The sequence below is a fragment of the Mycobacterium sp. IDUB_39 genome (assembly GCF_055419205.1).
In genome coordinates, this window is sequence record NZ_JBVAXF010000001.1 from 235,364 (window position 1) to 261,392 (window position 26,029).

25 protein-coding genes are annotated in these 26,029 nt (G+C 66.1%); 8 read left to right on the top strand and 17 right to left on the bottom strand.

From position 1 onward, the window contains the following. The first annotated feature begins 54 nt into the window (after positions 1 to 54). Positions 55 to 597, top strand: coding sequence for a hypothetical protein (locus ACZY0X_RS01185; RefSeq protein WP_463767774.1), 543 nt, complete (start codon positions 55 to 57; stop codon positions 595 to 597). Here the strand turns inward: ACZY0X_RS01185 and mftG are convergent. The 7 genes from mftG to mftA form a co-directional block, all read right to left on the bottom strand. Further along, a complete protein-coding gene (gene mftG, locus ACZY0X_RS01190; protein WP_463767775.1) occupies positions 584 to 1,996 on the bottom strand; it encodes a mycofactocin dehydrogenase MftG in 1,413 nt (470 codons plus the stop codon). The genes ACZY0X_RS01185 and mftG overlap by 14 nt on opposite strands. A 12-nt stretch (positions 1,997 to 2,008) precedes the next feature. Then, positions 2,009 to 3,421 (bottom strand): mycofactocin biosynthesis glycosyltransferase MftF, encoded by a 1,413-nt coding sequence (gene mftF / locus ACZY0X_RS01195; RefSeq protein ID WP_463767776.1) that lies wholly within the window; start codon positions 3,419 to 3,421, stop codon positions 2,009 to 2,011. Then, positions 3,418 to 4,149 carry a mycofactocin biosynthesis peptidyl-dipeptidase MftE gene (gene mftE / locus ACZY0X_RS01200; protein ID WP_463767777.1) on the bottom strand — a complete coding sequence of 244 codons (732 nt, stop codon included), beginning with the start codon at positions 4,147 to 4,149 and terminating at the stop codon, positions 3,418 to 3,420. The genes mftF and mftE overlap by 4 nt, the downstream gene beginning before the upstream one ends. Before the next feature lie 132 nt (positions 4,150 to 4,281). Continuing rightward, complete coding sequence (gene mftD, locus ACZY0X_RS01205) at positions 4,282 to 5,475, bottom strand: pre-mycofactocin synthase MftD (protein WP_463767778.1); 1,194 nt, start codon at positions 5,473 to 5,475, stop codon at positions 4,282 to 4,284. A gap of 2 nt (positions 5,476 to 5,477) precedes the next feature. Beyond that, the gene (mftC, locus tag ACZY0X_RS01210) at positions 5,478 to 6,713 is read right to left on the bottom strand and encodes a mycofactocin radical SAM maturase (RefSeq protein ID WP_463767780.1); all 1,236 of its coding nucleotides are present in this window, start codon (positions 6,711 to 6,713) and stop codon (positions 5,478 to 5,480) included. Then, entirely contained in the window at positions 6,710 to 7,033 is a 324-nt protein-coding gene (gene mftB, locus ACZY0X_RS01215) for a mycofactocin biosynthesis chaperone MftB (RefSeq protein WP_463767781.1), read from the bottom strand. Before mftB ends, mftC begins: the two co-directional genes overlap by 4 nt. A gap of 2 nt (positions 7,034 to 7,035) precedes the next feature. Further along, positions 7,036 to 7,131 (bottom strand): mycofactocin precursor MftA, encoded by a 96-nt coding sequence (gene mftA, locus ACZY0X_RS01220; RefSeq protein ID WP_241400808.1) that lies wholly within the window; start codon positions 7,129 to 7,131, stop codon positions 7,036 to 7,038. A gap of 91 nt (positions 7,132 to 7,222) precedes the next feature. Between mftA and mftR the strand changes: the two genes are divergently transcribed. Genes mftR through ACZY0X_RS01235 form a run of 3 tightly spaced genes read left to right on the top strand, consistent with a single transcriptional unit; the run spans position 7,223 to position 9,730 of the window. Then, the gene (gene mftR / locus ACZY0X_RS01225) at positions 7,223 to 7,876 is read left to right on the top strand and encodes a mycofactocin system transcriptional regulator (protein ID WP_463767782.1); all 654 of its coding nucleotides are present in this window, start codon (positions 7,223 to 7,225) and stop codon (positions 7,874 to 7,876) included. 43 nt (positions 7,877 to 7,919) lie between these two features. Continuing rightward, a complete protein-coding gene (locus tag ACZY0X_RS01230; RefSeq protein WP_463767783.1) occupies positions 7,920 to 8,441 on the top strand; it encodes an RNA polymerase sigma factor in 522 nt (173 codons plus the stop codon). After that, a complete protein-coding gene (locus tag ACZY0X_RS01235) occupies positions 8,441 to 9,730 on the top strand; it encodes a VOC family protein (RefSeq protein WP_463767784.1) in 1,290 nt (429 codons plus the stop codon). The genes ACZY0X_RS01230 and ACZY0X_RS01235 overlap by 1 nt, the downstream gene beginning before the upstream one ends. Positions 9,731 to 9,789: 59 nt before the next feature. Here ACZY0X_RS01235 and ACZY0X_RS01240 read toward each other — a convergent pair whose 3' ends face one another. Both ACZY0X_RS01240 and ACZY0X_RS01245 read right to left on the bottom strand, forming a co-directional pair. Next, positions 9,790 to 11,007 (bottom strand): NAD(P)/FAD-dependent oxidoreductase, encoded by a 1,218-nt coding sequence (locus ACZY0X_RS01240; RefSeq protein WP_463768722.1) that lies wholly within the window; start codon positions 11,005 to 11,007, stop codon positions 9,790 to 9,792. A 30-nt stretch (positions 11,008 to 11,037) separates the two neighbouring features. After that, entirely contained in the window at positions 11,038 to 11,484 is a 447-nt protein-coding gene (locus ACZY0X_RS01245; protein ID WP_354524653.1) for an Lrp/AsnC family transcriptional regulator, read from the bottom strand. A 125-nt stretch (positions 11,485 to 11,609) separates the two neighbouring features. Here ACZY0X_RS01245 and ddaH point away from each other — a divergent pair, with 125 nt between their 5' ends. Genes ddaH through ACZY0X_RS01265 form a run of 4 tightly spaced genes read left to right on the top strand, consistent with a single transcriptional unit; the run spans position 11,610 to position 16,169 of the window. Further along, positions 11,610 to 12,461 carry a dimethylargininase gene (ddaH, locus tag ACZY0X_RS01250; RefSeq protein WP_463767785.1) on the top strand — a complete coding sequence of 284 codons (852 nt, stop codon included), beginning with the start codon at positions 11,610 to 11,612 and terminating at the stop codon, positions 12,459 to 12,461. Between the two features lie 17 nt (positions 12,462 to 12,478). Then, entirely contained in the window at positions 12,479 to 13,741 is a 1,263-nt protein-coding gene (rocD, locus tag ACZY0X_RS01255; protein WP_463768723.1) for an ornithine--oxo-acid transaminase, read from the top strand. An 18-nt stretch (positions 13,742 to 13,759) separates the two neighbouring features. Beyond that, entirely contained in the window at positions 13,760 to 15,256 is a 1,497-nt protein-coding gene (locus ACZY0X_RS01260; RefSeq protein WP_463767786.1) for an amino acid permease, read from the top strand. A gap of 31 nt (positions 15,257 to 15,287) precedes the next feature. After that, entirely contained in the window at positions 15,288 to 16,169 is an 882-nt protein-coding gene (locus tag ACZY0X_RS01265; RefSeq protein ID WP_463767787.1) for a universal stress protein, read from the top strand. Here the strand turns inward: ACZY0X_RS01265 and ACZY0X_RS01270 are convergent. The 8 genes from ACZY0X_RS01270 to fusA form a co-directional block, all read right to left on the bottom strand. Next, positions 16,166 to 16,882 (bottom strand): dienelactone hydrolase family protein, encoded by a 717-nt coding sequence (locus ACZY0X_RS01270; protein WP_463767788.1) that lies wholly within the window; start codon positions 16,880 to 16,882, stop codon positions 16,166 to 16,168. The two genes, ACZY0X_RS01265 and ACZY0X_RS01270, sit on opposite strands and share 4 nt — an antisense overlap. A gap of 70 nt (positions 16,883 to 16,952) precedes the next feature. Then, the gene (locus tag ACZY0X_RS01275; RefSeq protein WP_241400819.1) at positions 16,953 to 17,807 is read right to left on the bottom strand and encodes a mycofactocin-coupled SDR family oxidoreductase; all 855 of its coding nucleotides are present in this window, start codon (positions 17,805 to 17,807) and stop codon (positions 16,953 to 16,955) included. 81 nt (positions 17,808 to 17,888) lie between these two features. Then, positions 17,889 to 19,136 carry an arginine deiminase gene (arcA, locus tag ACZY0X_RS01280; protein ID WP_463767790.1) on the bottom strand — a complete coding sequence of 416 codons (1,248 nt, stop codon included), beginning with the start codon at positions 19,134 to 19,136 and terminating at the stop codon, positions 17,889 to 17,891. Positions 19,137 to 19,176: 40 nt separating this feature from the next. After that, positions 19,177 to 20,619: a basic amino acid/polyamine antiporter gene (locus tag ACZY0X_RS01285; RefSeq protein WP_463767791.1), complete on the bottom strand. Its 1,443-nt coding sequence runs from the start codon at positions 20,617 to 20,619 to the stop codon at positions 19,177 to 19,179. 127 nt (positions 20,620 to 20,746) lie between these two features. After that, on the bottom strand, positions 20,747 to 21,589 hold the full coding sequence (locus tag ACZY0X_RS01290; RefSeq protein ID WP_463767793.1) for an SHOCT domain-containing protein: 843 nt from the start codon (positions 21,587 to 21,589) through the stop codon (positions 20,747 to 20,749). A 130-nt stretch (positions 21,590 to 21,719) separates the two neighbouring features. After that, positions 21,720 to 22,442, bottom strand: a complete 723-nt coding sequence (locus tag ACZY0X_RS01295; protein WP_463767794.1) for a PP2C family protein-serine/threonine phosphatase — start codon at positions 22,440 to 22,442, stop codon at positions 21,720 to 21,722. Between the two features lie 152 nt (positions 22,443 to 22,594). Further along, positions 22,595 to 23,785, bottom strand: coding sequence for an elongation factor Tu (tuf, locus tag ACZY0X_RS01300; protein ID WP_463767795.1), 1,191 nt, complete (start codon positions 23,783 to 23,785; stop codon positions 22,595 to 22,597). An 88-nt stretch (positions 23,786 to 23,873) separates the two neighbouring features. Beyond that, positions 23,874 to 25,976, bottom strand: a complete 2,103-nt coding sequence (gene fusA / locus ACZY0X_RS01305) for an elongation factor G (RefSeq protein ID WP_463767796.1) — start codon at positions 25,974 to 25,976, stop codon at positions 23,874 to 23,876. Positions 25,977 to 26,029: the final 53 nt, after the last annotated feature.

A 26,029-nucleotide genomic window follows, 5' to 3' on the forward strand; every position in this document is an offset into this window, starting at 1 on the left:
ACGAATACCCACATCTAGCCGAGCAGTTCAACACCCCGCCTCGGGCTTCGCCTGGTGGTCTTCGCCGGTCTGTCACTCATCTCGGTCGGCTTCCTGCTGCTGCGCGGTGTTGAGGTGGACTCCTCCTACTGGGCCGTCGCCTGGCCGCTGCTCGTCATGAGCTTCGGCATCGGATTACTCACGGCACCAACCACTTCAGCGATCATGAACACCGTGCCCGACGACAAGCAAGGCGTCGCATCCACGGTGAACGACACCACGCGCGAGGTTGGCGCCGCCCTAGGCATCGCCCTGGCCGGATCGCTGCTGGCGGCCCAGTACACCAGCGCGCTCGAACCGAGACTGGCGACGCTTCCCGCACAGACCCGCGATGCCGCCGTCGGATCGCTGGGCCAGGCACTCGAGGTGGCCAGACGCATGGGGCCAGGCGGCGCCGAACTCGCCGATCAGAGCAAGGCGGCGTTCGTCGAGGCGATGCACACCTCGTTACTCGCGTTGGCCATCACGGTAGGCATCGGGGCGGTGGTGGTCGGACTGTGGGCGCCCGGTCGCGATGACCAGCAGTTGCGACTCATCCGCCGCATCAGGCTCCGATGAACTCCGCTGCCCGGTGACCGATCATCACGATCGTGGCGTGCGGCCCTCGGCTGGTGATGTCCGGCATGATCGAACCGTCCACCACCCAGAGACCGTCGACGCCGTGCACCTTGCATCGCGCGTCGAGTGCACCGTCGGCACCCATGGGAACAGATCCGCACAGATGCTGTGACGTCGACCAGTGCGACTGCCGCGCTTCGTATCCCGTACCGGCGAGGTCATGCGCCAGGTCCGCGCCGGCCCGCAGCGCGGCGACGTCGGCCGGCTCGCTGTCGTACCGATGATCGATGACGGGTGGCACCGTCGGGTCGGCCGAGACGAGGGTTATCGCGCCGCGCGCCCGTGGGCGCAGCAGAGTGACCCCGAGGTGTGGCCGGTCCTCCGAGTCGCCGTCGGGCCCGCCGGTCATGGCACCGAAGCCCGCCGTGTACGGCCGGATCTCCAGGCCGTCGGACGTCGTCAACACCGCCTCCAGCGGCGGGCGTCCCGGGGCCGCCGGCCAGTCGACGGGAAGCACCCACTCCGGGTGATCGACGCAGCGGGTCCCGACCGGCAGGTCCACGACGACCGGCACGCCTGCGGCCGCCAGCATCGCCGCGGGACCGACCCCGGACACCTGTAGGAGATGGGCACTACCGATTGCACCGGCCGACAACACGATTCGATCGGCTGTCACCTCAACCGGGCCGTCCGGGCCGATGCACTCAACACCGACCGCCCTGCCCCCGACCAGTCGAATCCGCGCCACCCGGGTTTGGTCGAGCACCGACAGGTTGGCCCGACCCACCGCGCGCCCGAGGAATGCGCCGCCGGGCCCAACCCGGGTACCCCGGTCGATGTTCAACGGCACAGCACCGACACCCACCGCTCCCGCGGCGGCACCGTTGAGGTCATCGATCCAGCCGTAGCCGAGCGCGCGTGCCGCATCAATGAAAGCGACTGCACCAAGCTCGAATTCGGCGACCCGGCGGATGACCATCGGACCGTCCGAGCCGTGCAGCGGCCCGTCGAAGTCCAGGTCGTTCTCGATCGCCAGGAAGTGCGGCAGAACGTCGTCCCAAGCCCATCCGGGCAATCCCCAACCGTCGAAGTCGGTGCGTAGCCCCCGGCAGAAGTAGCCACCGTTGACCGCACCCGAGCCGCCCACGACTGCCCCACGCATGATGACGGTCGTACGCTCCGGATCCGAGGTGAGCGACGTCTCGTACCGGCGGACCACCGAGCTGGCGTCACCGATCGGCAGGCGTAGCCCGTCGCTGATCTGGGCCATCACCCGAGGATCGGACGGGCCGGGACCGGCCTCGACCATCACGACCCGGCAGCTTGGGTCCACCGAAAGGCGTTCCCCCAGAACGCAGCCAGCACTGCCCGCACCGACAATCAGGACATCAGCGTGCAAGGCGGCGGCGCTTCAGGTCCGGATCTGGGGCTTGAGTGCGCCCGCGTGGCGCTCGCGCACGACACCCGTCCACAACCCGAGACCATACGCGATGTCGTCGAGCCGCTTGAGTAGCAGATAGGACAGCAGGCCGACGCGGTGGTGCTCGTCCTCGGCGTCGGCGTTGCGGGTGGCCCAGTCGACCACCCCGTCGACGATCGCGGCCACCAGCACCACCTGGCGACACCGTTTGAAAAGCAGTGCCACGACGAGCGCCACGGGCCAGTAGTGCCGACAGATCGCGGAGGCCAGTTGCAGCGCGGCGGCCCACAGGCCGTGGGCCGCGACGGCCGCGACCTCCTTGGGCTCGGTGTCGACCGAACTCAGCGACTTGGCGATGCGGCGTCCGGTGAGCACTGCGACCACCGTGGAGGCGAGGTAACCAATGCCGGAGCCCATCGCCATCAGGACCCAGACCAGAAGGGTCCAGCCCGAGATCACCAGCGGCGCCGTCTTGCCTGGGTGCCGCACCGAGAGCGGCGCGGCAGAAGAACCATAGAATGCCTTGCGCACGAACCACTCTCGCAACTGCGTGCGGTGATCGTGGCCGACCAGCGCGATGGGCTCGTAGCGCAGGCGCGCACCGGCCTCAATGAGACGCCAGCACAGGTCGACGTCCTCACCGGCTTCCAGCGTCTCGTCGAAGCCGTCCAGCTCCGTCAGCGCCTGGCGGCGGCAGATGATGGCCGCGCTGGGTACGTAGGACACCTGACCGAATGGCACCACGGGCGCCTCCCGGTGCCCGAGGTCCAGCGACGAGCGCACCGCCTCGTAGCGGGCCACCATGTTGTCGGGTTCGTGCAGTGCGACGATGCGTGGGGCGACAAGCGCCACCGCGGGGTCACAGAAGTGCCCCAACAACGCCTCCAGCCAGCCCCGCCGCGGCACCACGTCGGAGTCCAGGAACGCGACCAGGCTGGTCTCGCACACCCGCAGGCCGGTGTTACGGGCCGCTCCCGGTCCCCTGCTCGCGTCATGCCGCAGCACCGCCACGTCACAATGCGAGGCCTCCAGGTCAGCGACCTGGACCGGGACCACCGAGCCGTCATCGACCACGATCACGCGCAGGCCGCGCAACGCCATCAGCAGACGTTTGAGCCCTAAGTCGTTGTCCCGCACCGGTATCACCACGGTGACATCCCGATGGGACGGGCCACTCGCGGGACGTGGATGGGCCACCGTGGCGTCCAGCAGCGTTCTGGCCAGCTGCGCACTCTGCGCGTCATGAACCTCGAGACGTCCGCCCCTCAGCATCGTCTGCGCGGCAGGTGCCAGCCGCAACAGACGGGTGGGTGAGCCGCCGAGTAGCGCCGAGCCCTCCCCGAGAACCTTCACCCGCCGATCCACCTGGACGGCGAAACCGTCGGGCAGCCGAGGGCCGGTCACGTCAGCATCCCCCGACGGTCGGGCGCCCAGGCCTCGATCCGGCGGACCGCGGTGTCCACCATCTCGGCCAGCAGACGCGCTCCCTCGTCGGCGGTCGCCGTCATCGGGTCGCCGAGTACGCCGACGGGACTCACCGCAGCGACACCGCCGTCCCGCATCCTCGGCAGCAACTCCGAGAGCGGCGCACTGTTCCCAGGCACCCGCTCATCGAGCCACACGTCCTCCGGCGAAATATGTAGCAATACAGACGTTTCGGTGTGGCCGGCATGTGCGTCGCCGCCGCGGACGGTGCACGAACACCAGCCCACGTCACGCCCCTCGTCGCGCAGCAAAGCGACCGCGCCAACCAGCGCCTGGACGTTTCCGCCGTGGCCGTTGACGAAGACCACCCGCGGAGCCCAGTGACACGCCGACCGGCCGAACTCGATCAGCAGCAACTCCAGCGCAGCCGTGCCGATCGACACCGTGCCGGTGAAGCCCTCGTGCTCGCCGCTCGCGCCGTAGCTGACGGCGGGGGCCAGCGCCCAGTCGCCGGAGAGCCGCTCAGCAACGTTCTCCGCAACCGCGACAGCGATCCGGGTGTCGGTGTCCAGTGGCAGGTGTGGACCGTGCTGCTCGGTGGCACCGATGGGGACGATAAGTGCGGGCAACAGATCCTGGACTTGCCTCGACGTCGAGGACCCAAGTTCACTGGGGAATGCCACCCGCCGATGGTAGGCCGAATTCACCTGGTGTGCGCCGATTGTTGGCGTATGAGAAGTATTGGCTTTGCCGATTCTTCCCACAACACCCGCCGAAGCATCACGTCAGCCACGTCAGCCACGTCTGCACCACCGGTGGTCCACCGCCGGACTAGGAGGTCAGACACTCCCGGTGCCGGGCACGCCGAGCGCCCGGGTGAAGCCGGGGGGCACCAGGATGTCATCGAGGCCCAGATCGTGGACCGAGGCCTTGCCCAGCCCCCGCAACGCCGAGTCGATGCCGCCGTGCAGGACATCGAGCACGTTCTCGACGCCGGCCTGTCCCTCGGCGGCCAGGCCCCACAGGTAGGCGCGGCCGATCATGACCGCGCGCGCTCCCAGCGCCAACGCCTTGACAACGTCGCTGCCGCGGCGGATGCCACCGTCCAGCAAAACCTCGATGTCTTTGCCGACGGCATCGGCGATGGCCGGCAGCGCCCGGATCGAAGCCGGGGTGCTGTCCAGGTTGTTGCCACCGTGGTTGGACACCGAGATCGCCGAAACACCCGCGTCGACAGCGCGTTTGGCGTCATCCACGCGAATCACGCCCTTGAGCATGAAGGGTCCGCCCCACAGTTCACGCAACCACGCGATGTCCTCCCACGTGGGCGGAGGCGTGCCCATCCACTCGCCGTAGGCCTGGAAGAACGGCGGCCCGGGCTCGCCCTTGGCGCCCTGATTGGGGACCGACAGCGCCGGTGGACGCATAGTCTTGGCCCACTGGTAGAACCAGCGTGGTTTGGTGAGCACCTCGGGACTCATCTTGACGATGGTCTTGAGGTCCATCCGCTCGGGGATCTTCGGGCTGCCCCAGTCCCGGCCGTGACTGAAGCTCCAGTCGGTGGTGACGATGAGGCCGACCGCACCGGCGGCACGTGCCCGTTCCACACGCGCCGCGATCGCCGCACGGTCGCCCAGCCAGTACACCTGGAAGAACAGTTTGGGGTTGACCGCGATGACGTCCTCGATGGGCTTGCTCGCGAACGAGGACAGTCCCATCGCGGTTCCCCGGGCCGCGGCGGCACGTGCCACCGCGACCTCGCCGTCGGGATGCACCGCCTGCACCCCGGTCGGTGAGATTACCACCGGCAGCGAAATGTCCTGCCCCATAACGGTGGTCGACAGTTCACGCTTCTCGTGTGCACCGATCACGTGGGGTGCGAAGCCCAACTCGCCAAATGCCGCGACATTGTCGGCGACGGTCAGGCCCTTCTCACTCGCCGAGATCAGCGAAGAGTAGGCGGACTTGGGCAGACGCTTCTTCGCGCGCTCCTGCGCGATGGCGACGGTTTCGAACCAGGTATCGCGGGCCATTGTCAGACGGGACTTTCGTTGCAGAACTTCTTGGGCGGGACGGTCAGAAGCTTGAGCGGGATGGGCCCCTTTCGGCCCCCGGCACGCGAGTGGTCGCCACTCGGCTTCGGCTTGTCCCGTTCGAGCGCGAGCGCAGGCTCGCCGTAGCCCTGCACGCATTCGGGATCCGGCCCGTCAAGCGGCAGGCCGGTGAAGAACTTGGCGGCCATGCATCCGCCGCGGCACGCGTCATAGTGGGCGCAGCCAGTGCATGCTCCGGCCGACTGCGGTTCGCGCAGCTCGCGGAACAGTGGCGCGTTCTTCCACACACTGTCGAAACCGCCGTCGGACAGCACGTTTCCGGCAAGGAACTTGTCGTGAATGGCGAACGGGCAGGCGTAGACGTCACCGATCGGGTCGATAAGGCACACCACCCGGCCGGCTCCGCACAGGTTCAGGCCGGCCAGTGCGCCGGGCTCCCCCAAACCGGACAGGTGGAAGAACGAGTCGCCGGTGAGCACATTCTCACCGCGGGCGACCAGCCAGTCGTAGAGCTGGACCTGCTGCACGGGCGTCGGGTGCAGCTCATCCCACACGTCGGCGCCGCGGCCCGACGGCCGCAGCCGCGTGATGCGCAGGGTGGCGCCATAGTGGTCGGCCAGCGCCTTGAAGTCGTCGAGCTGATCCACGTTGTGGCGGGTCACGACAACCGAGATCTTGGCGTCCTTGAAGCCCGCCTCGGCGAGGTTCTCCAGCGCGCGGATCGCCATCGCGAAGGAGCCGGGACCCCGGACCTCGTCGTTGACCTCCGCGGTGGCGCCGTCGAGCGAGATCTGGACGTCGACGTAGTCACTCGCCGCGAGCTTGGCCGCCACCTCGGGTGTGATCCGCACGCCGTTCGTGGAGAACTTCACTCCGACGTGGTGGGCGGTGGCGTAGTCCACCAACTCCCAGAAGTCGGGTCGCACAGTGGGTTCGCCACCACCGATGTTGACGTAGAACACCTGCATGCGCTCGAGCTCGTCGATGATGTCCTTGCACTGCTGCGTCGACAGCTCGCGCGGATCGCGCTTGCCGGAGGCCGACAGACAGTGCACGCAGGACAGGTTGCAGGCGTAGGTGAGTTCCCAGGTCAGGCAGATGGGGGCGTCGAGGCCGAGCTCGAACTGGTCGACGAGCCGCCCGACGGGCTGGGCAGGCGCCGTTGGCGCGGGCGCCGTTTCAACCACCGGCGCGGGCGCCGTTTCAACCGAGGTCATGGGGTCTCCTTGCAGACGAGCATCTTGGATGCGACCAGCACCCTCAGGGCGTGCAGATAGGGCGCCTGTAGATCGTCGGTGATACCCGCGGCCCGCAGTGCGGACCTGGCATCGCTGTGATCACTCAGCGAGTTGACCACTTCGACGATCTTTCGATTCTTGAGAAACGAAAGCTTGCGGGTGCCAAAGTGATAGAGCAGAGCACCGAATGGCTCGGGCCGCACCGCCACCTGGTGGTGCAGCCGCCAGCCGAGATCGGGATCGAACGCCGCCGCCCCCGGGGCGGCGTCCACCGACTCCGAGGACAGAGGCGCCGACATCGTCAGTAGACCCCGCACATACCGTCGATCGAAACCTCTTCGACCAAGCTCTCGGTGACGAGTTCTTCGGCAACCTCTGCGTGCTGATTCGGCTCCATGGGATTCCGCCTTTCGTGTCGTGGGTCTCGACAATTGTGACCGAGGTCGCAAGAATATGGCATCGAGTGCCGAAACGGAAGGGGTGGCCCGATGAAATCTGACTCCGGTCGAGAGACCGGCCGAAACGCCCCTGCCGCGGGAGACGTCGCGCCGCGCGTCGGACGCCGGCGTTCGACCACCCAGGACCACATCAGCGCCGTCGCGCTCGAACTGTTCGCCACCCGGGGGTTCGACGAGGTCAGCGTCGACGACGTAGCCCACGCCGCGGGTATCGCCCGCCGCTCGCTCTTCCGCTACTACCCGTCGAAGAGCGCCATCCCATGGGGCGACTTCGACGCCCATCTCGACCACATGCGCGACCTGCTCAACGCGGTACCGGAAGGGGTGCCCGTCCGCGAGGCCCTGCGCTCGACGTTGTTGGCGTTCAACAGCTTCGATGTCGCCGAGACGGCACGGCACCGCCAACGTATGCGGGTGATCCTCGAGACGGACGCCCTTCAGGCGCACTCGATGACGATGTACGCGGGTTGGCGCGCCGTCATCGCCGCCTTCGTCGCAGGCCGCCTCGGCCAGGGCGCGGGCGACCTGGTGCCCCAGACCGTGGCCTGGACCATGCTCGGCGTCGCGCTGTCGGCCTACGGGCACTGGCTGGCCGATGAGACCGCGTCGCTGCCGGGCGCCCTCTGCGCCGCCTTCGACACCATCAGTGCGGGCCTGGGAAACCTGGAATCGAAGAAATCTTGATTTGGGCCGTCGGAGTTGACCCTCCAACGGCGACGATGAGGGTGTGAGCGACGAATCGGATCCCCCGGGCGCCCCGCGGGTCCTGTTGGCGCTGTACGACGAGGCCCTGCCGTCGGTGTACGGCTACTTCGTCCGGCGCTGCAGTGACCGTGCGACGGCCGAGGACCTGACCTCCGAGACATTCCTTGCGGCCATGGACGCCGCCCGCAAGGACGAGCCACCGTCGATCACCGTGCCCTGGCTGATCGGGGTGGCACGCCACAAACTGGCCGACCACTACCGGCGCAGGCACGACCGGTTCAGCATTCCAGTCGCCGAGTTGCCCGAACCCGTGGCACCGACGGATGACTGGGACGCCGAACTCGACCGGATAGTCGCCGAGAGCGTGCTCGCCCGGTTACCCGAACACCACCGGACGGTGCTCGCGTTGCGCTACATGGACGACCGTCCGGTGCCCGAATGCGCGGAGTTGATCGGACGCACGGTGCACGCCACGGAGGCGCTGTTGGTGCGCGCCCGTCGCGCATTCAGAAATCAATACCCAGAGCCGGAGGGAGGGGCGTGATGAGCCAGTACAACAGCCACGATCCGCTGACTGTCCTGCGCGGCGCCGACCACCCGGTCCCGCCCGATCCCGAATTCGCCGCTCGACTGCGCGCGCGTCTGGAATCGGCTCTGTCACTACCGAATCGAACAGGAGATGTTGCCATGAGTGGCACCGATACCGCCATCGCCGAACTGAACGACACCGTCGCCACCACCGCCACCGTTCCGCGCTCGGCCGCCCTTCCCTACCTCGCCGTCGCGGACGCCCGCGCGGCGATCGCCTGGTACCTCGATGCGCTCGGGGCCTCGCTGATAGGCGATCCGATCGTGATGGAGGACGGCCGGATCGGGCACGCCGAACTGGCGCTGGCCGGTGGCGTGCTCTACCTCGCCGACGAGTACCCCGAACTGGGCCTGCGGGCACCCGCCCCACAGGCGGCCTCGGTGAGCCTGATGCTCGCGGTCACCGACACCGATGCTGCGCTGGAACGCGCCCGTGACCGTGGCGCCGTCGTACACCAGGACGCCCACGAGGCGCATGGATCGCGCAACGCCACCATCGTCGACCCGTTCGGCCACCGGTGGATGTTGAGCGGCCCGATGACGGGCGCCGCCGTCGGTATCCAGCACGGCGACGTGGGTTACGTATCGGTGTGGACGCCTGACGCAGAGAGGGCCGCCGAGTTCTACGGCCACGTCCTCGGGTGGAGGTATGACCCGACCAGCCACCGGGTGACCAACACCCGCGAGCACATCGGGCTGTTCTCGGTGCCCGGTGCGCCGACGATGTTCTGCTGCTACGCGGTCACCGACCTCGACGGCGCCCTGCAGTCGATCCGCGATGGCGGGGGCCGGGTCGGGCAGCCACAGGAGTTCGACTTCGGCACCGTCGTGGACGCGACCGACCCCGCCGGCGCACCGTTCGCGGTGTACCAGCCCACCCCCGGCCAAGCTCGGCCCGACCTCAACGGCGCTGGGCCAGGCGAACTCTCGTACATCACCTACGAGGTGCCCGACGCATCGGCATTCAAGGCCTTCTACAGCCGGATGCTGTTCTGGTCGTTCGAGCTGGGCCGGGTGGACGACGGCTGGGGCATATCGGGCACGCACCCGATGGCCGGCGTGGCAGGCGGTAGCGACCGCAGCGTTACGGTGCCGATGTGGACCGTCGACGATGTCGATGAGGCCGTCGGCAGGGTCCGCGAGGCCGGCGGCACCGTCATCGACGAGCCGTCACGGCAGTCCTACGGCCTCTCGGCGCTGTGCACCGACGACCAGGGCACCCGCTTCTACCTCGGCCAGTTCTAGCGATTTCGGCGCGTTTTCCGTCGCTCAGCGAATGAAACCGCGCCGAAATCGCGTCAGGATCAGGAGGGGGTAGGCAGGACGTCGGCGATGGGCGCACCGTTGGCGATCTTGGCGCGCGTTTTCATCACCTTGCCCGGCATACCGCCGCCGACGACGCCCACCACGACACCATCGCGCTCGTAGAAGGCCAGGAACTTGCGGCCGTCATCCTCGACGATGTGCACGATATCGTCGGCCTCGGGCTCGCCCAGGCACTGGATCTTGACGTCGTACTGATCACTCCAGAAGTAGGGCACCACGACCGCGGACGTGGTCGCTTCGGCACCAAGCAGCGCAGGCACGATCACGCGGGCCTGTTCGGCGACGTTGCTCCAATGCTCAACGCGCACTTGGTGCCCCAAGGCATCCTGCCAGGACGCCACATCACCGATCGCCCACACCTTCGGCGCTGAGGTTCGGCCCGCGGCGTCGCAGATCACGCCGTTGTCGACGGCGACACCGCTGCCCTCGAGCCAGTCGGTGGACGGACGCGAACCGATGCCGATCACGACGACGTCGGCGTCGAGCTCGGTGCCATCCGACAGCTGCACCTTCTCGACGTGGCCGGTGCCACTGACACCCGAGACACCGACTCCACAGCGCACATCAACACCCTCGGCGCGGTGCAGCCGGGCCACCAGCTCGCCGATCTGGGTACCGAGCACCGAGGCCAGCGGGGCAGGCTGCGGTTCCACAATCGTCACCTCGGCGCCGAGCTTGCGCAGGCTTGCCGCAACCTCGCAGCCGATGAAACCGGCCCCGATGATCACGGCGCGCTTCACCGAGCCGGCGTGCTCACGCAGCGCGATGCTCTCGCCAAGAGTGCGCAGCACGCGGACACCCTCGAGGTCGGGCAGCGACGGAATGCGTTTGGGCACCAGGCCTGTCGCGATGACGAGTTCCTCGTAGGCCACCGTCTCGCCGTTAGCCAGGGTCACGGTCTGCGCAGCAGTGTCCAGCGCGCTCGCCCCGGAGCCCAGCATCAGCGTGATGTTGTTCTCGTCATAGAACTCTGCGGGTTTGAGCAGGACGTCATCGGTCTCCGCCCGCAGCACTTCCTTCGACAGTGGCGGCCGATCGTATGGCAGATGCTCCTCATCGCTGACGATGGTGATGGGTCCGCTGTACTCGGCACGACGCAGTTGCTCGGCGGTGCGCGACGCGGCAAGTCCACCACCGACGATGACGATGCCTCCACTAGTAGTCACGTGGGCTTTCTTACACGATGCACCGACAATGCGGTAAGTCACCCCAACCCGGACAGGGCTTCAGGGACGGGTTCGCTCGATGATGTTGGACAGCACGACGATGCTCTCACTGCGCTCGATGTCGGCACTGGCGCGAATGCGCTCCAGCGCCTCCTCCAGGTGACGCATGTCCCGCGCCAGCACGTGCAGGATGGCGTCGGACGTGCCCGTCACGGTGGCGGCACTGACCACTTCGGGGATATCGACCCAGGCCCGCCGCAACTCGTCAGGGGCGATCGTGCCGTGACAGTAGACCTGCACATAGGCCTCGGTGGTCCACCCGATGGCATTGCGGTCCACGAGGGTCGTGAATCCACGAATGACACCACTGTCGAGCATGCGGTCGACACGCCTCTTGACCGCGGGTGCGGACAGGTTCACGCGCTGCCCGATCTCGGCGAAGGTGGCACGGGCGTGCTCGGCCAACTCGGCCAGGATTGCCTCGTCGGTCTCGTCCAGACGGTCCATGAGACAGCCCCTTCCCGCTCCACGCAACAAAGCTTCACAATCCTACGCTTGACACAATAGATCGCTACCCAATACGCAATGAGTGGTGATTGATTGCGAGATCAGCGCTCCATATCGTCTATTTCATGACGATCTCACATATCGCGGCGTCGGTGGCTGCGGTGACGCCGCGATCCCGCAGTCCGCGGCTGCGCCACTACGTCATGACGGCTCCGACACACTTCGCCGTGGAGTACGCAATCAATCCCTGGATGGACACGTCGACACCCGCCGACGCCGACCTCGCGGTTCGCCAGTGGCAGGCGCTGCACCAGACCTACGTCTCGCTGGGGCACACCGTCGAACTGGTTGATCCGGTCGCCGGCCTACCCGACATGGTGTACGCCGCCAACGGCGGCCTGATCGTGAACGGCGCTGCCGTCGTCGCGCGTTTCGCCTACCCGCAACGCGCCGATGAGGCAGTCGCATACGGACAGTGGATGACTGACCACGGCTTCGAGACCGCCGTTACCGAACACACCAACGAGGGCCAGGGCGACCTGCTGGTCATCGGCTCAATGGTGTTGGCGGGCCACGGATTTAGGACGGATCGGCGCGCACACGACGAGGTGGCCGCCATCCTGGGAATGCCCGTTGTCAGCCTCGAGCTGATCGATCCGCGGTTCTATCACCTCGACACCGCGCTCGCAGTCCTCGACGACGACACCATCGCCTACTACCCGCCCGCCTTCAGCGAGGAGGCGCGCGCCCTGCTGCAGGACTTGTTCCCCGACGCCATCCAGGTCGCCACGGCCGATGCCTATGTGTTGGGGCTCAACGCCGTGTCGGACGGATTGCACGTCGTGCATCCGGCCGCTGCCACCGGCTTTGCCAAACAGCTCGACGATGCCGGGTTCGAGCCCATCGGCGTGGATCTGGCCGAACTCCTCAAGGGCGGCGGATCTGTCAAATGCTGCACCCTGGAGGTGTATCCGTGACCATCCTTGAGGACATGATGACCGCAGCGGCCCCTCGGACCGGATCGGTCACCGCGGCGGCGATCGCGGTGGACGATCAGTACGCCGCGCACAACTACTCCCCGCTTCCGGTCGTCGCCGCCTCTGCCGAGGGTGTGTGGATCACCGACGTCGAGGGCCAGCGGTATCTGGACTGTCTGGCGGCGTACTCCGCGGTCAACTTCGGGCACCGCAATCCCGAGATCATCGCGACCGCACACCACCAGCTCGACACCGTCACGCTGGTCAGCCGGGCGTTCCACTCCGACAGACTCGGACCGTTCTGCGCCGCCCTTGCGCAACTGTGCGGCAAGGGCATGGTGCTGCCGATGAACAGCGGCGCCGAGGCCGTGGAGAGCGGCATCAAGGTCGCCAGGAAATGGGGCACCGACGTCAAGGGCGTACCCGCCAACCAGTCCAATATCATTGTGGCGCGCAACAACTTCCACGGCCGCACGACGACGATCATCAGCTTCTCCGACGACGACACCGCCCGGCGTGGTTTCGGTCCGTACACGCCGGGTTTCCGCTCTGTGCCCTTCGGCCCCGACGATCCCCACGCCGATGCGCTGGCCGCCGCCATCGACGAGAACACCGTGGCCGTGCTGATCGAGCCCATCCAGGGCGAGGCGGGCATCATCGTGCCCCCCGACGACTACCTGCCGAGGGTTCGCGCGCTGTGCACCGCGCACAACGTCCTGATGATCGCCGACGAGATCCAGGCGGGTCTGGCCCGGACCGGGCGCACCTTCGCCTGCGAGCACTGGGGCGTGGTCCCCGACGTCTATCTGCTCGGCAAGGCGCTCGGCGGTGGCGTGGTCCCGTTGTCAGCCGTCGTCGCCGACCGCGATGTGCTCGGCGTCCTGCACCCCGGGGAACACGGCTCCACCTTCGGCGGCAATCCACTGGCGGCCGCGATCGGTGCCACGGTGGTCTCGATGCTGGGTCGGGGCGAATACCAAACCCGCTCCGCAGAACTCGGTGGCGTCCTACATGGGCGACTGCGCGCGCTGATCGGTCACGGCGTGCTGGCCGTGCGGGGCCTCGGCCTGTGGGCGGGTGTCGACGTGGACCCGAGCATCGGCTCGGGCAAGGAGATCACCCTCCGCTTGGCTCAGCGCCGTGTTCTCGTCAAGGACACCCACGGCTCCACGTTGCGCTTCGCTCCGCCGCTCGTGATCACGGAGGAGGAGATCTGCTGGGCCGTTGACCAGTTCGCGGCCGCGCTGGCCGACGCCCGCGCGAACACCACTCTGCACTGACCCTCGACTGGAGGCACCATGACACGACCCACGGTGAGCCTAACCACGCAGATGCTCCGGCGTCGGCCCGTCATCGGTGCGCCCGTCGCCCACGGCGCCGACGACCACCTCAAACGCACCATCGGCGTGTTCCAACTGACCATGTTCGGTGTCGGTGCCACGGTCGGCACGGGTATCTTCTTCGTGCTGTCCGAGGCCGTTCCCGAAGCGGGTCCGGCCGTGATCCTGTCGTTCCTGCTCGCGGGCTTGGCAGCTGGGCTGGCCGCAATCTGTTACGCCGAAATGGCCTCCGCGGTACCAGTTTCGGGGTCGACGTACTCATATGCCTACACCACGCTGGGCGAACTGGTCGCCATGGGCGTCGCCGCATGCCTGCTGCTCGAGTACGGGGTGTCGACCGCCGCGGTGGCGGTGGGCTGGAGTCAGTACCTGAACAAGCTGCTGGAGAACATCTTCGGATTGAGTCTGCCGCAGGCGATCACCGCCGCACCGTGGGATGCCGATCCCGGCGTGATCAATCTTCCCGCGATCATCCTGGTCGTGATGTGCATGCTGTTGCTCATCCGCGGTGCGTCGGAGTCGGCCAGGGCCAACACCGTCATGGTCATCATCAAGCTGGGTGTCCTGGCCATGTTCGCGGTGATCGCCTTCACCGCGTTCCAGACCGACCGGTTCGCCGACTTCGCCCCGATGGGTACCGCAGCCGTCGGACTTGCGGCCGGCACGATCTTCTTCTCCTACATCGGCCTGGACGCCGTGTCCACCGCCGGTGACGAGGTCAAGGACCCACAGCGCACCATGCCCCGCGCCATCATCGCGGCACTCATCATCGTCACCAGCGTCTACGTGCTGGTCGCATTCGCCGCGCTCGGCGCGCAGCCGTGGAAGGAGTTCGAGGGCCAGAGTGCGGGGCTGGCCGTGATCCTGGACAACATCACGGGAAATATCGCCGCCAGCACCATAATCGCTGCGGGCGCGGTGATCTCGATCTTCTCGGTGACGCTGGTGACGATGTACGGCCAGACCCGCATCCTGTTCGCGATGGGCCGCGACGGCCTGCTCCCGGCGATGTTCGCGAAGGTCAATCCTCGCTCGATGACGCCGGTCAACAACACCATCATCGTCGCGATCGTGGTCAGCATCCTGGCCGGCCTCATCCCGCTGGACAAGCTCGCTGGCATGGTGTCGATCGGCACGCTGACGGCGTTCATCGTGGTGTCCCTCGGCGTGATCATCCTGCGCCGCCGCGAGCCAGACCTGCCACGCGGTTTCAAGGTGCCGCTGTACCCGCTCACGCCGATCCTCTCGATCATCGCGTGCGGCTACATCTTGTACAGCCTGCACTGGTACACCTGGATCGCGTTCGGCGCCTGGGTCGCCGTGGTGATCGCCTTCTACCTGCTCTGGGGACGGCATCACAGCGCCCTCAACGACGGCGGTGACGGCGTCATCGTGTCGGCCGCTCCTGGCATCGACGATGTCGACGTCATCACGCCGCCGAAGGATCGCGCATGACTGGCCAGCGAGAAGCGAAGGTGGATCGCGCATGACAATCGTTGTGGGCTACCTATCCGGCAAGGCGGGAATCTCGGCACTGCACCTCGGGGTGGAGGCAGCCCGGACCCGCAAGGTGCCGCTGGCCGTGGTCACCGTCGTCCCCAAGCCGTGGACCACTCCGTCTCCGGCGCGCGTCGATGCCGAATATGCCGAGTACGCAGACCGACTGGCGTCCGACTCGGCCACCCAGGCCGGCGAGTGCATCGCATCGCTGGATGCGGGGCTTGAGGTCAGCTTCCACAAGTACGCCCACCGGTCCGCCTCGGGTGGCCTGCTGGATGCCGTACGGGATCTCGACGCCGACGCACTGGTGCTGGGGTCGGCGGCCGACGGCCAGCTCGGACAGGTGGTCATCGGCTCGACCGCGGACCGGCTGCTGCACTCGTCTCCGGTTCCGCTGGCGATCAGCCCGCGCGGTTATCGCGGCGCGAAGACACACGGTCTGACCCGAATCACCTGCGCCTATCCCGGTACACCGGAGTCTCGCCACGTCGTGGAGCGGGTCGCGGCGTTCGCGGCGTCGCTGTCGGTGCCGATGCGCGTCATCACATTCGCGGTCCGTGGTCGCACGATGTACCCACCGTCGGTCGGTCTGCACGCCGAGGACACCCTTTTGGCATCGTGGGCATCGCAGGCGCGAGAGGCGTTGGCCAAGTTGAGGTCTGACGGAGTCGTGAGTGACGACGTCGAGTTGCAGGTCGTCACCGGCAATGGTTGGGATCAGGCTCTCGACGCCGCCGAGTGGCTCGACGGCGAACTGCTGGCGCTGGGCACATCGCCGCAGGGCGCGATCGCGCGAGTGTTCCTCGGTTCGAAGGGCACCAAGATCGTGCGGCACAGTCCGGTGCCGGTGCTGGTGCTACCGAGCTAGTTCCCGAAGGTCTCCGCCAAGTGGTCGACGAGATCGCTCCACGCCCGCCGGGCCGTGGTCTCGTCGTACTGGATGCCTCGTTCGGGCGCATTGGCGAACGTCGCCATGAAGGCGTGCAGCGCGTGTCCGTAGGCGTGCAACTGCCAGTCGGCGCGACGCTCGGTCAGTTCGGCCGCGAGCGCGAGCACGTCGGATGGCGGCGCGAGGGGGTCATCCCAGCCGTGGTAGACCGCCACCTTGGTGTCGATGGGCGCCTCGGGCGCCTCCGGCAGCGGTGTGAGCAGGCCGTGAAATGCGCCGATGGCCCTCAGCCCCACCCCGTGGCGTGCCGCGTCGAGGACACACAGACCGCCGAAGCAGAACCCGATGGCCGCCAGCGCATCACTGTCGACGTCGGGCAGGTCACGGATCGCATCGACGACGCCGATGATCCGTTCCCGCAGGGCTTTCCGGTCCTTGAGGAACCCGTCCATCGCAGCTGCACATGCGTCGGGACCGGCCGCTGTGACGTCACGTCCGAACACGTCGACGGCGACGGCCCGATAACCCAACGCCGCCAACCGAGTACAGAACTCCAGCTGCGCGTCGCTGCGGCCCTCCATACCGTGGAACACCAGGACGGTGGCTGTCGCGTCGGGACGCTCGCCCGACACCAGCACTCCGTCGAACTCAAGGCCGTCGAGGGTGTAGCCGAAGGGCTGGGCGAAGGTCATGTCGCGAACCTACCCACGACGGGTCGCCGAACGGAACTCCGTTCGCTCAGCGCTTAGGTTGTCAGGGCCGTCAGTACTTCGCGGTGCCGCGATCGATCGCGATCTGGGACCCCGATATCGTCGCGGATCCGTCGCCGGCCAGCCAGGACACGACATCCGAAACCTCTTCGGGCGTCATGAATTCCTGCAGGCCCTTCTTGCCCTCGTGGTTGATGGGCTTGTAGGGCATCGGGGAGAAGCTGTGCAGGAACTGCGGGTACTTGGTGAAGACCTCCATCATCGCCTCCGGCTCGACCATCGGGGTTCCGATCGAGTACGGGTGAATGGAGTTGACCCGGATTCCGAACTCGCCCACCTCGATCGCCAAGGCATTGGTGATCGCGACAAGGCCGTGTTTGGACGCCGAGTAGTGCCCGTTGCCCGGTGTGGCCTTCGTTCCGGCCGACGAGCTCACGATGATGATGGAGCCGCCGTTGCCCGCCTCGATCATCGCGGGGACCGCGGCACGGATGGTGCGCCACGTCCCGTTCAGGTTGACGTCGATGACGCTGTCCCACTGCTCCTCGGACATCTCGAACATGCGGCCCCAGCTGAGGATGCCCGCGTTGGCCACCACGATGTCGAGCCTGCCGAACTGCTCGATGCCGTCGGCGACGACCTTCTGCTGAGCCGCGAGGTCACGGATGTCCACCTCGCGGGCGAGCACCTTGCGCCCGGTCGCCTCGACGGCGCTGACGGTCTCGGCCAGTTCTGCCGATGTTGCAGGCGGGTAGGTGACGGTGTCGGAGACCGGGCCGCAGATATCGATGGCGATGATGTCGGCGCCCTCGCTGGCCAGCCGCACGGCGTGCGCCCGCCCCTGTCCACGGGCAGCGCCCGTGATGAATGCCACGCGTCCCTCGAGGGGTCCGTTCGCTGCCGCCATTGCCAGTCCTTTCGTCAGCCCGGGCCCAGGCTAGCAGCCGAATTGAAACGTGTTCTAGAAAGGCCCAACGAGGCCGAGGGGTTAGTAGTCGACCGGGTCGCGGGTGATCGGGCAGGTCATGCAGTGCCCGCCGCCACGGCCGCGGCCCAGCTCGGCTCCGACGATGGTGATGACCTCGATACCCGCCTTGCGCAGCAGGGAATTGGTGTGGGTGTTGCGGTCATAGGCGAACACCACGCCAGGCTCTACCGCGACGAGGTTGTTACCGCTGTCCCACTGCTGGCGCTCCGAGTCATACGCGGTACCGCCCGTCTCCACCACCCGCAGCGCACCGAGCCCCAGGGCCGCGGCAACCACCTCGACGAAGGGTTTGGTCTCCACCACGACCTCGACACCGGGGGTCCTATCGCTGGGCAGCAGCGTGAAGGTCTGCATGTTGTCCACGATCTCGGGATAGATCGTCACCACGTCGCGGTCGGCGAACGTGAACACCGTGTCGAGATGCATCGCGGCGCGCAGTTTGGGCATGCCGGCGACGATCACCTTCTCCACGGCTCCCTCAGCGAACAGCTTCGCGGCGACCTGCGTGATGGCCTGACGCGAGGTGCGCTCGCTCATGCCGATGATGGCGACGCCGTTGCCCGGCACCAGAACGTCACCACCCTCGATCGTGGCCATCCCGAAGGAACTCTCGGGGTCACCCCACCACACCTTCGAGCCGACGTAGTCGGGATGGAACTCGTAGATGGCCTTCATCAACAGCGTCTCGTCGTGCCTGGCGGGCCAGAACAGCGGGTTCAACGTCACCCCGCCGTAGATCCAGCAGGTGGTGTCACGCGTGTAGAGGGTGTTGGGCAGCGGCGGCATCAGATACTCGGTGACACCGGCCGCCTCGCGGGCCAGTGCCCGGTAGCCCGACTGGATGTCCGCGGGCAGATCGCGGGTCGACATGCCGCCGATGAGGAACTCCGAGAGCCGACGCGTCTGCAGGGAGTCCAGGAACCCGCGAGTGTCATCGACCAGTCCGAGGCCCACTTCGTTGGGCACGATCTTGCGATCCAGCAGCCACTTCTTGGCCTCTGGAATGTCCATGGTCTCGGTCAGCAGGTTATGCAGTTCGACGACCTCGACGTCGCGATCACGCATCTTGTCCATGAAGTCGAAGTGATCCCGACGCGCGTTCTGCACCCACAGCACGTCGTCGAACAGCAGATCGTCGCAGTTGGACGGGGTGAGCCGCTCGTGAGCAAGGCCCGGCGAGCAGACCAGTACCTTGCGCAGCTTTCCGACCTCGGAGTGCACACCGTAGGAATCAGAAGTCGTGGTCATTTCGGTCCTCTCGGTGACTCTCGGATGACTTTCGGTCCAGCTAGATTTGGATGGCGCCGGTCGCCAACGACACCACGCCGGCGATCGCGCCCAGCACGATGATCCCGAACAGCACCGCCTCCGCGGGGCTGAAAAGCCGAAGATTGCGCTCCCGGCGGGCCTTGGCGTAGAGCAGGGCGCCCGGCGCGTAGAGGATGCACGACAACAGCAGGTGATCCCATCCGGCCGCGTACACCAGGAACAGGGTGTAGATCGTCGCCAACGCGGAGACGATCATGTCCGGAACCAGAGACCTTCTGTCGCCGTACGTCTCCCGGGTGATGGTGAGCTTGAGGGCATATCCGGCGGCGAGCAGGTAGGGAATCAACGCCAGCGCCGCCGTGAGATCAAGCATGAAGTCCAGGGCCTCGGAGGTGAACAGCAGCAGGATGAGCAGCAGCTGCACCAGGCCGCCGGCCATGACGAGCGCGACGACCGGGGCACCCTTGGCGTTCTGCTTGGCCAAGAACTTCGGCATGTCCTCGGATTTCGCTGGGATGTAGAGGATCTCGGCGGCCATCAACGTCCAGGCGAGATACGCGCCCAGCACCGACAGGATGACGCCGACCCGGATGAGAATGGAACCCCACTCCCCGACAACCGATTCCAGCACTGAGGCCATCGACGGCTGTGCCACCTCGGCCAGTTCGGACTGCGACATGACGCCGTAGGACGACAGAGTGACCAACATGAACACCGCGAGAACGGACAGGAATCCGATCACAGTTGCCCGGCCCACGTCCTCCCGCTTGCGCGCGAAACGGGAGTAGACGCTGGCTCCCTCGATACCGAGGAACACGAACACGGTGATCAGCATCGTGCCCTTGGCCTGCTCGAACAGTGAACTCCAGGAGTAGTTGCCGTCACCACCCCAGAAGTTGTCGGTGAAGACGTCTGCCTTGAACGCGATCACGACGATGACGATGAACATCAGGATCGGCACGATCTTGGCGAACGTGGCGATCTGGTTGATGATCGCGGCCTCCTTGACCCCGCGCAGGATCAGGAAGAAGAACAACCACACACCGACCGACGAACAGATCACCGCCAGCACGGTGTCGCCAGCGCCGAGACCGGGGAACAACGTACTGGTGGTCGCCATGATCAGCACCCAGTACGAGGTATTTCCCGCGCACGCCGACGCCCAGAACCCGAAGGCGGAGTTGAAGCCCACATAGTCGCCGAATCCCGCCTTGGCGTAGGCGTAGATGCCGGCATCCAGGTCAGGCTTTCGAGTCGCGAGCCGCTGAAAGACGAAGGCCAGCATCAACATGCCCGCACCGGCGATGGTCCACGCGATGAGCGCCCCGGCCACGCCGGCCTCGACGCTGAATCGCCTGGGCAGCAGGAAGACACCGGAGCCGATCATCGAGCCGATGACCATCGCGGTCAGCGTCGGCAGGCTGACCTTCTGTTTGTCGACCTCGGCCTCGGTGCTGGTCACGTGACTCCTTCAGCATCGCTCAGCGCCAGACTGGCACCGCATGAGTTCCACGGAACCAGAGGCGATGACACCGTAGCGCGATCGGCGACGAGTCGAGAGAGGTTCTACGGAGCCGGTTCAGGACTCGCTACAACTCGGCGATGATCTGCTGGCGTTTGGCGCTGTACTCCGATTCGGAGATCGCACCCGTGGCTCGTAGCGTCTCGAGTTCCTGTAGCCGCTGCGACGTCGACGGGTCCGGTGCCGACATGAACGATTGGGGAGGCGCCGCCGCGGCGGGGGCCGCCATGTGAGCCGCGGGCGGAGCCTGTTGGGCGGCCGCCCGTCGCACGACGCTCATCACCTGGTTGCGCACCACGGGATTGGACCGGATGTCGATGGTCCCGTTCATCGGCACGTTGTTGGCCTTGAGGATTCCCATGATCTCCATCAGTGGCCCGGCCTGACCCGACAAGTCATAGGTGCGGTTGTCCTCGGCGAGGGTGAACTGCGCGGGCACCATGCCACCAACCAGAGCGCTTCTGTTCCAGTCGATTTGGTACGCATTGGTCGCCGGGTCGACAAGCACGACGAGCTTTCGGCCGGTGATGAGCGGCAACCTCGTCACCGACGCGATCACCGAGTCCTTGGCGTCGAACGGCGTGAGGCCCGGACCCTCGATGTGCAGGCTCACCTTCACCAGCGGCTGATCATTGATCCGAGTGCCGGTCTCGGCGATACCCGTCACCTGGGCCAGCGCGAGCACCCCACTGGCCTCGAGCATCTGGGTCTTGGCATCGGTCCGCTGCCCATAGCTCGCCAGCCCCAACGCGATCAGCACGTCAAGGGCGGTGACCAACAGCCCGACCCAGAACATCCACTTGAGCAGAGGATCCTGACCCGTCGCGAAGAACACCGCCAGAAAGATCGGGCCCACCAGGCCACCACACAGCAGAACCATGAGCTGTGCCTTCACATAACGCCAGATCATGTCCCCCACGCTCCTCGATTAGCCAGTCGTTCCGGTTGCATCTGGGCGTCAGACTATCGCCGGAAGCGATCTACCGATCCCAATGTCGGCCGACAGCGTCCGACTCAGGGGCCCGACTCAGGGGCCCGACTCACACGTCGGCGACATCGACGATGACGAACGAGAAGTTGTCATCGGCACCGTTGGCTCGGACGGCCTCGGTGATCGCGGCACACCACTGCGCGCTGTCATCGGACTGCACCGCATCGGCGAACTCGGCGTCGGTCATCATGCCGCTCACCCCGTCCGAGCACATCAGATAACTCCCCTCCTTCAGCGGGAGTCTCAGTACGTGGGGTCGCACCGCATCGGGCTGCCCCAATGACTGGGTGATGATGTTGGTGGGCCTGCCGTCGGCTCCGAAGATCGAGTCGTCGATCGACAGCTGCTGCAGCTGCCCGTCGGTGATCGAGTAGATGCGGCTGTCACCGACGTTGAACGCAATGAGTTCATCTGCCAGAAAGCACAACCCGGCTATCGTCGTGCCGAGGCCCTCCAGTTCGGTCTCGGCACCCACGGCACGCACCTGCGCGTTGACGTCGTGCAGCGCCGCCTCGACGTCCGCGGGCGAACGCCAGGTCCGCGAGACCTCCGCTATCACGTTCAACGCGACCCGACTCGCGAGGTTGCCACCGGCATGCCCGCCCATCCCGTCGGCGACCGCGCAGACGAACGGAGGCGTCGGCGCGAACTCGAAGGTCGCCAGCGATCCGTCGTGCGTCTGGCACAGCCAGCCGGCGACGAGCACTGCGTCCTCGTTGCGTCGGCGCCGAAGCCCGACGTCGGTGAACGCGCGGACGGTGAACCGGGTCATGCGGCCATCATGGCGCAGAACGGAATCCGATCCGTGCATATCGCGCCACCGCGGTCTCGACGCGTCGCGTGGCGATCCTCCCCGCGAACGCAGAAGCGGCACCCACCCGAAGGTGAGTGCCGCTTCCGTGCGTGCTTTGTCAGATCACCAAATTACTTGAGGATCTTCGTAACTCGGCCAGCGCCGACCGTACGGCCACCCTCGCGGATCGCGAAGCGCAGGCCCTCGTCCATGGCGACGGGCTGGATCAGCACCACCGAGATGTCGGTGTTGTCACCGGGCATCACCATTTCGGTGCCCTCCGGCAACGTCACAACGCCGGTCACGTCCGTGGTACGGAAGTAGAACTGCGGACGGTAGTTGTTGAAGAACGGCGTGTGGCGACCGCCCTCGTCCTTGGACAGGATGTAGACGCTGCCCTCGAACTCGGTGTGCGGCGTGGTGGTGCCGGGCTTCACGACGACCTGGCCGCGCTCGACGTCCTCGCGCTTGATGCCACGGACCAGCAGACCGACGTTGTCGCCAGCCTGACCCTGGTCGAGCAGCTTGCGGAACATCTCGACGCCGGTGACGGTGGTCTTGGTGGTCGTCGGCTTGATACCGACGATCTCGACCTCCTCGTTGACGTTGATCACGCCACGCTCGACACGACCGGTGACCACGGTGCCGCGGCCGGTGATCGTGAAGACGTCCTCGACGGGCATGAGGAACGGCTTGTCAGTCTCGCGAACCGGGTCCGGGATGGACTCGTCGACGGCCTCCATGAGTTCCTCGACGGCCTTGACCCACTTCTCGTCGCCTTCGAGTGCCTTCAGCGCCGAGACCTTGATGACCGGGGCGTCCTCATCGAACTCCTGGGCGGCCAGCAGTTCGCGGACCTCCATCTCGACGAGCTCGAGGAGCTCTTCGTCGTCGACCATGTCGGACTTGTTCAGTGCGACGAGGATGTAGGGCACGCCGACCTGGCGGGCGAGCAGCACGTGCTCGCGAGTCTGCGGCATCGGACCATCCGTGGCGGCAACCACCAGGATCGCGCCGTCCATCTGGGCGGCACCGGTGATCATGTTCTTGATGTAGTCCGCGTGGCCGGGGGCGTCAACGTGCGCGTAGTGACGCTTCTCGGTCTGGTACTCCACGTGGGAGATGTTGATCGTGATGCCACGCGCACGCTCTTCGGGCGCATTGTCGATCTGGTCGAATGCGCGCGACTCGTTCAACTCGGGGTACTTGTCGTGCAGAACCTTGGTGATTGCTGCGGTAAGCGTGGTCTTGCCGTGGTCAACGTGACCAATGGTCCCGATGTTGACGTGCGGCTTCGTCCGCTCGAACTTCGCCTTCGCCACTGTGGTGTCCTCCTGGACTTGTGTTGGTGCTTGCTAAAAGCAGTGTTGATGTATTCAGTTGTGCGGTTCAACGAACCGACGTGTCAGATTACTGACCCGTAGCCTTCGCGATGATCTCCTTCGACACGTTGGCCGGCACTTCGGCATACGAGTCGAACACCATGGAGTAGTTGGCCCGGCCCTGAGTCTTCGACCGAAGGTCGCCGACGTAGCCGAACATCTCTGACAGCGGCACCTGCGCCTTGACGACGCGAGCTCCGCTGCGCTCCTCCATGGCCTGGATCTGACCACGGCGGGAGTTAAGGTCGCCAATCACCTCACCCATGTAATCCTCCGGGGTGGTGACCTCGACGGCCATGACCGGCTCCAGGATCGTCGGCTGCGCTTGCGCGGCAGCCTTCTTCAGCACCTGGGAACCGGCGATCTTGAACGCCATCTCCGAGGAGTCGACGTCGTGGTAGGCACCGTCGAGCAGGATGAGCTTGACGTTCACCAGCGGGTAGCCGGCCAGCACGCCGTACTGCATGGCGTCCTGCGCACCGGCATCCACGGACGGGATGTACTCGCGCGGGATACGTCCACCGGAGACCTTGTTCTCGAACTCGTAGGTCGCGCCATCCTCGCCGCTGAACGGCTCGATGCTGACGAGGACCTTCGCGAACTGACCCGAACCACCGGTCTGCTTCTTGTGGGTGAACTCGACCTTCTCGACCTTGCGCTTGATGGTCTCCTTGTAGGCCACCTGCGGCTTGCCGACGTTGGCCTCGACCTTGAACTCGCGACGCATCCGGTCGACCAGGATGTCGAGGTGCAACTCGCCCATGCCGCCGATGACGGTCTGGCCGGTCTCGGAGTCCTGGTGGACCTTGAAGGTCGGATCCTCTTCGGCCAGCTTCTGAATCGCCAGGGACAGCTTCTCCTGGTCGCTCTTCGTCTTCGGCTCGATGGCGACCTCGATCACCGGATCCGGGAACGTCATCGACTCCAGAACGATCTGCTTGTTCGGATCACTCAGGGTGTCACCCGTCGTGGTGTCCTTCAGGCCGATCGCGGCGTAGATGTGCCCCGCCGACGCGGACTCCACCGGGTTTTCCTTGTTCGCGTGCATCTGGAACAGCTTGCCCAGGCGCTCCTTCTTACCCTTGGTCGCGTTGACGACCTGGGCGCCGGAGTCGACCTTGCCCGAGTACACCCGGATATAGGTGAGCTTGCCGAAGAACGGGTGCGTGGCAACCTTGAACGCCAGGGCCGCAAACGGCTCGTCGACACTCGGCTTGCGGCTGATGATCTCGTCTTCTTTGCCGGGCACGTGGCCTTCGGCAGCGGCGACGTCCAGCGGGGTGGGCAGGTAGTCGACAACCGCGTCGAGCATGGGCTGCACGCCCTTGTTCTTGAACGCGCTGCCACACAGCACCGGGTAGGCCTCGGAGTTGACGGTCAGCTTGCGGATCGCGCCCTTGATCTCCTCGATGGTGAGTTCCTCGCCACCGAAGTACTTCTCGAGCAGCGCCTCATCGGTCTCGGCGACCGCTTCGAGCAGCTTGGTGCGGTACTCGGCTGCCTTCTCGACCAGATCCTCGGGGATGTCGATGGTCTCGTAGGTCTCACCGAGCTTGGTCTCGCCGCGCCAGACCTTGGCCTTCATCTCGACCAAGTCGACGATGCCGATGAAGTCGTTCTCGGCACCGATCGGCAGCTGGATCGGGATCGCCCGGGCCCCCAGGCGCTCCTCCATGGTGCGCACCGAGAAGTAGAAGTCAGCGCCCAGCTTGTCCATCTTGTTGACGAAACAGATGCGCGGCACGTCGTACTTGTCAGCCTGACGCCACACCTGCTCGGACTGCGGCTCGACACCCTCTTTGCCGTCGAAGACGGCCACTGCACCATCGAGCACACGGAGGCTGCGCTCCACCTCGACGGTGAAGTCGACGTGCCCGGGGGTGTCGATGATGTTGATCTGGGTGCCGTTCCAGAAGGAGGTCACGGCAGCGGAGGTGATGGTGATCCCGCGCTCCTGCTCCTGTTCCATCCAGTCGGTGGTGGAGGCGCCGTCGTGGGTCTCACCGATCTTGTAGTTGACCCCGGTGTAATACAGGATCCGCTCGGTCGTCGTCGTCTTACCGGCATCGATGTGCGCCATGATGCCGATATTGCGGACCTTGCTCAGGTCGGTGAGCACGTCTTGTGCCACGGCTAAATTCCCACTCTTTCGCTTGCTTGGATGCTGTTGTCGTGACGCCCGGG

Coding starts and splice junctions, on each gene's coding strand:
- mftD (WP_463767778.1), bottom strand. CDS start 5,475: ATGGCCCGCGATACCTGGTTCGAAACCGTCGCCATCGCGCAGGAGCGC.
- mftC (WP_463767780.1), bottom strand. CDS start 6,713: ATGACCTCGGTTGAAACGGCGCCCGCGCCGGTGGTTGAAACGGCGCCC.
- mftB (WP_463767781.1), bottom strand. CDS start 7,033: ATGTCGGCGCCTCTGTCCTCGGAGTCGGTGGACGCCGCCCCGGGGGCG.
- mftA (WP_241400808.1), bottom strand. CDS start 7,131: ATGGAGCCGAATCAGCACGCAGAGGTTGCCGAAGAACTCGTCACCGAG.
- mftR (WP_463767782.1), top strand. CDS start 7,223: ATGAAATCTGACTCCGGTCGAGAGACCGGCCGAAACGCCCCTGCCGCG.
- ACZY0X_RS01235 (WP_463767784.1), top strand. CDS start 8,441: ATGAGCCAGTACAACAGCCACGATCCGCTGACTGTCCTGCGCGGCGCC.
- ACZY0X_RS01245 (WP_354524653.1), bottom strand. CDS start 11,484: ATGGACCGTCTGGACGAGACCGACGAGGCAATCCTGGCCGAGTTGGCC.
- ddaH (WP_463767785.1), top strand. CDS start 11,610: ATGACGATCTCACATATCGCGGCGTCGGTGGCTGCGGTGACGCCGCGA.
- rocD (WP_463768723.1), top strand. CDS start 12,479: ATGACCGCAGCGGCCCCTCGGACCGGATCGGTCACCGCGGCGGCGATC.
- ACZY0X_RS01260 (WP_463767786.1), top strand. CDS start 13,760: ATGACACGACCCACGGTGAGCCTAACCACGCAGATGCTCCGGCGTCGG.
- ACZY0X_RS01265 (WP_463767787.1), top strand. CDS start 15,288: ATGACAATCGTTGTGGGCTACCTATCCGGCAAGGCGGGAATCTCGGCA.
- ACZY0X_RS01270 (WP_463767788.1), bottom strand. CDS start 16,882: ATGACCTTCGCCCAGCCCTTCGGCTACACCCTCGACGGCCTTGAGTTC.
- ACZY0X_RS01275 (WP_241400819.1), bottom strand. CDS start 17,807: ATGGCGGCAGCGAACGGACCCCTCGAGGGACGCGTGGCATTCATCACG.
- arcA (WP_463767790.1), bottom strand. CDS start 19,136: ATGACCACGACTTCTGATTCCTACGGTGTGCACTCCGAGGTCGGAAAG.
- ACZY0X_RS01290 (WP_463767793.1), bottom strand. CDS start 21,589: ATGATCTGGCGTTATGTGAAGGCACAGCTCATGGTTCTGCTGTGTGGT.
- ACZY0X_RS01295 (WP_463767794.1), bottom strand. CDS start 22,442: ATGACCCGGTTCACCGTCCGCGCGTTCACCGACGTCGGGCTTCGGCGC.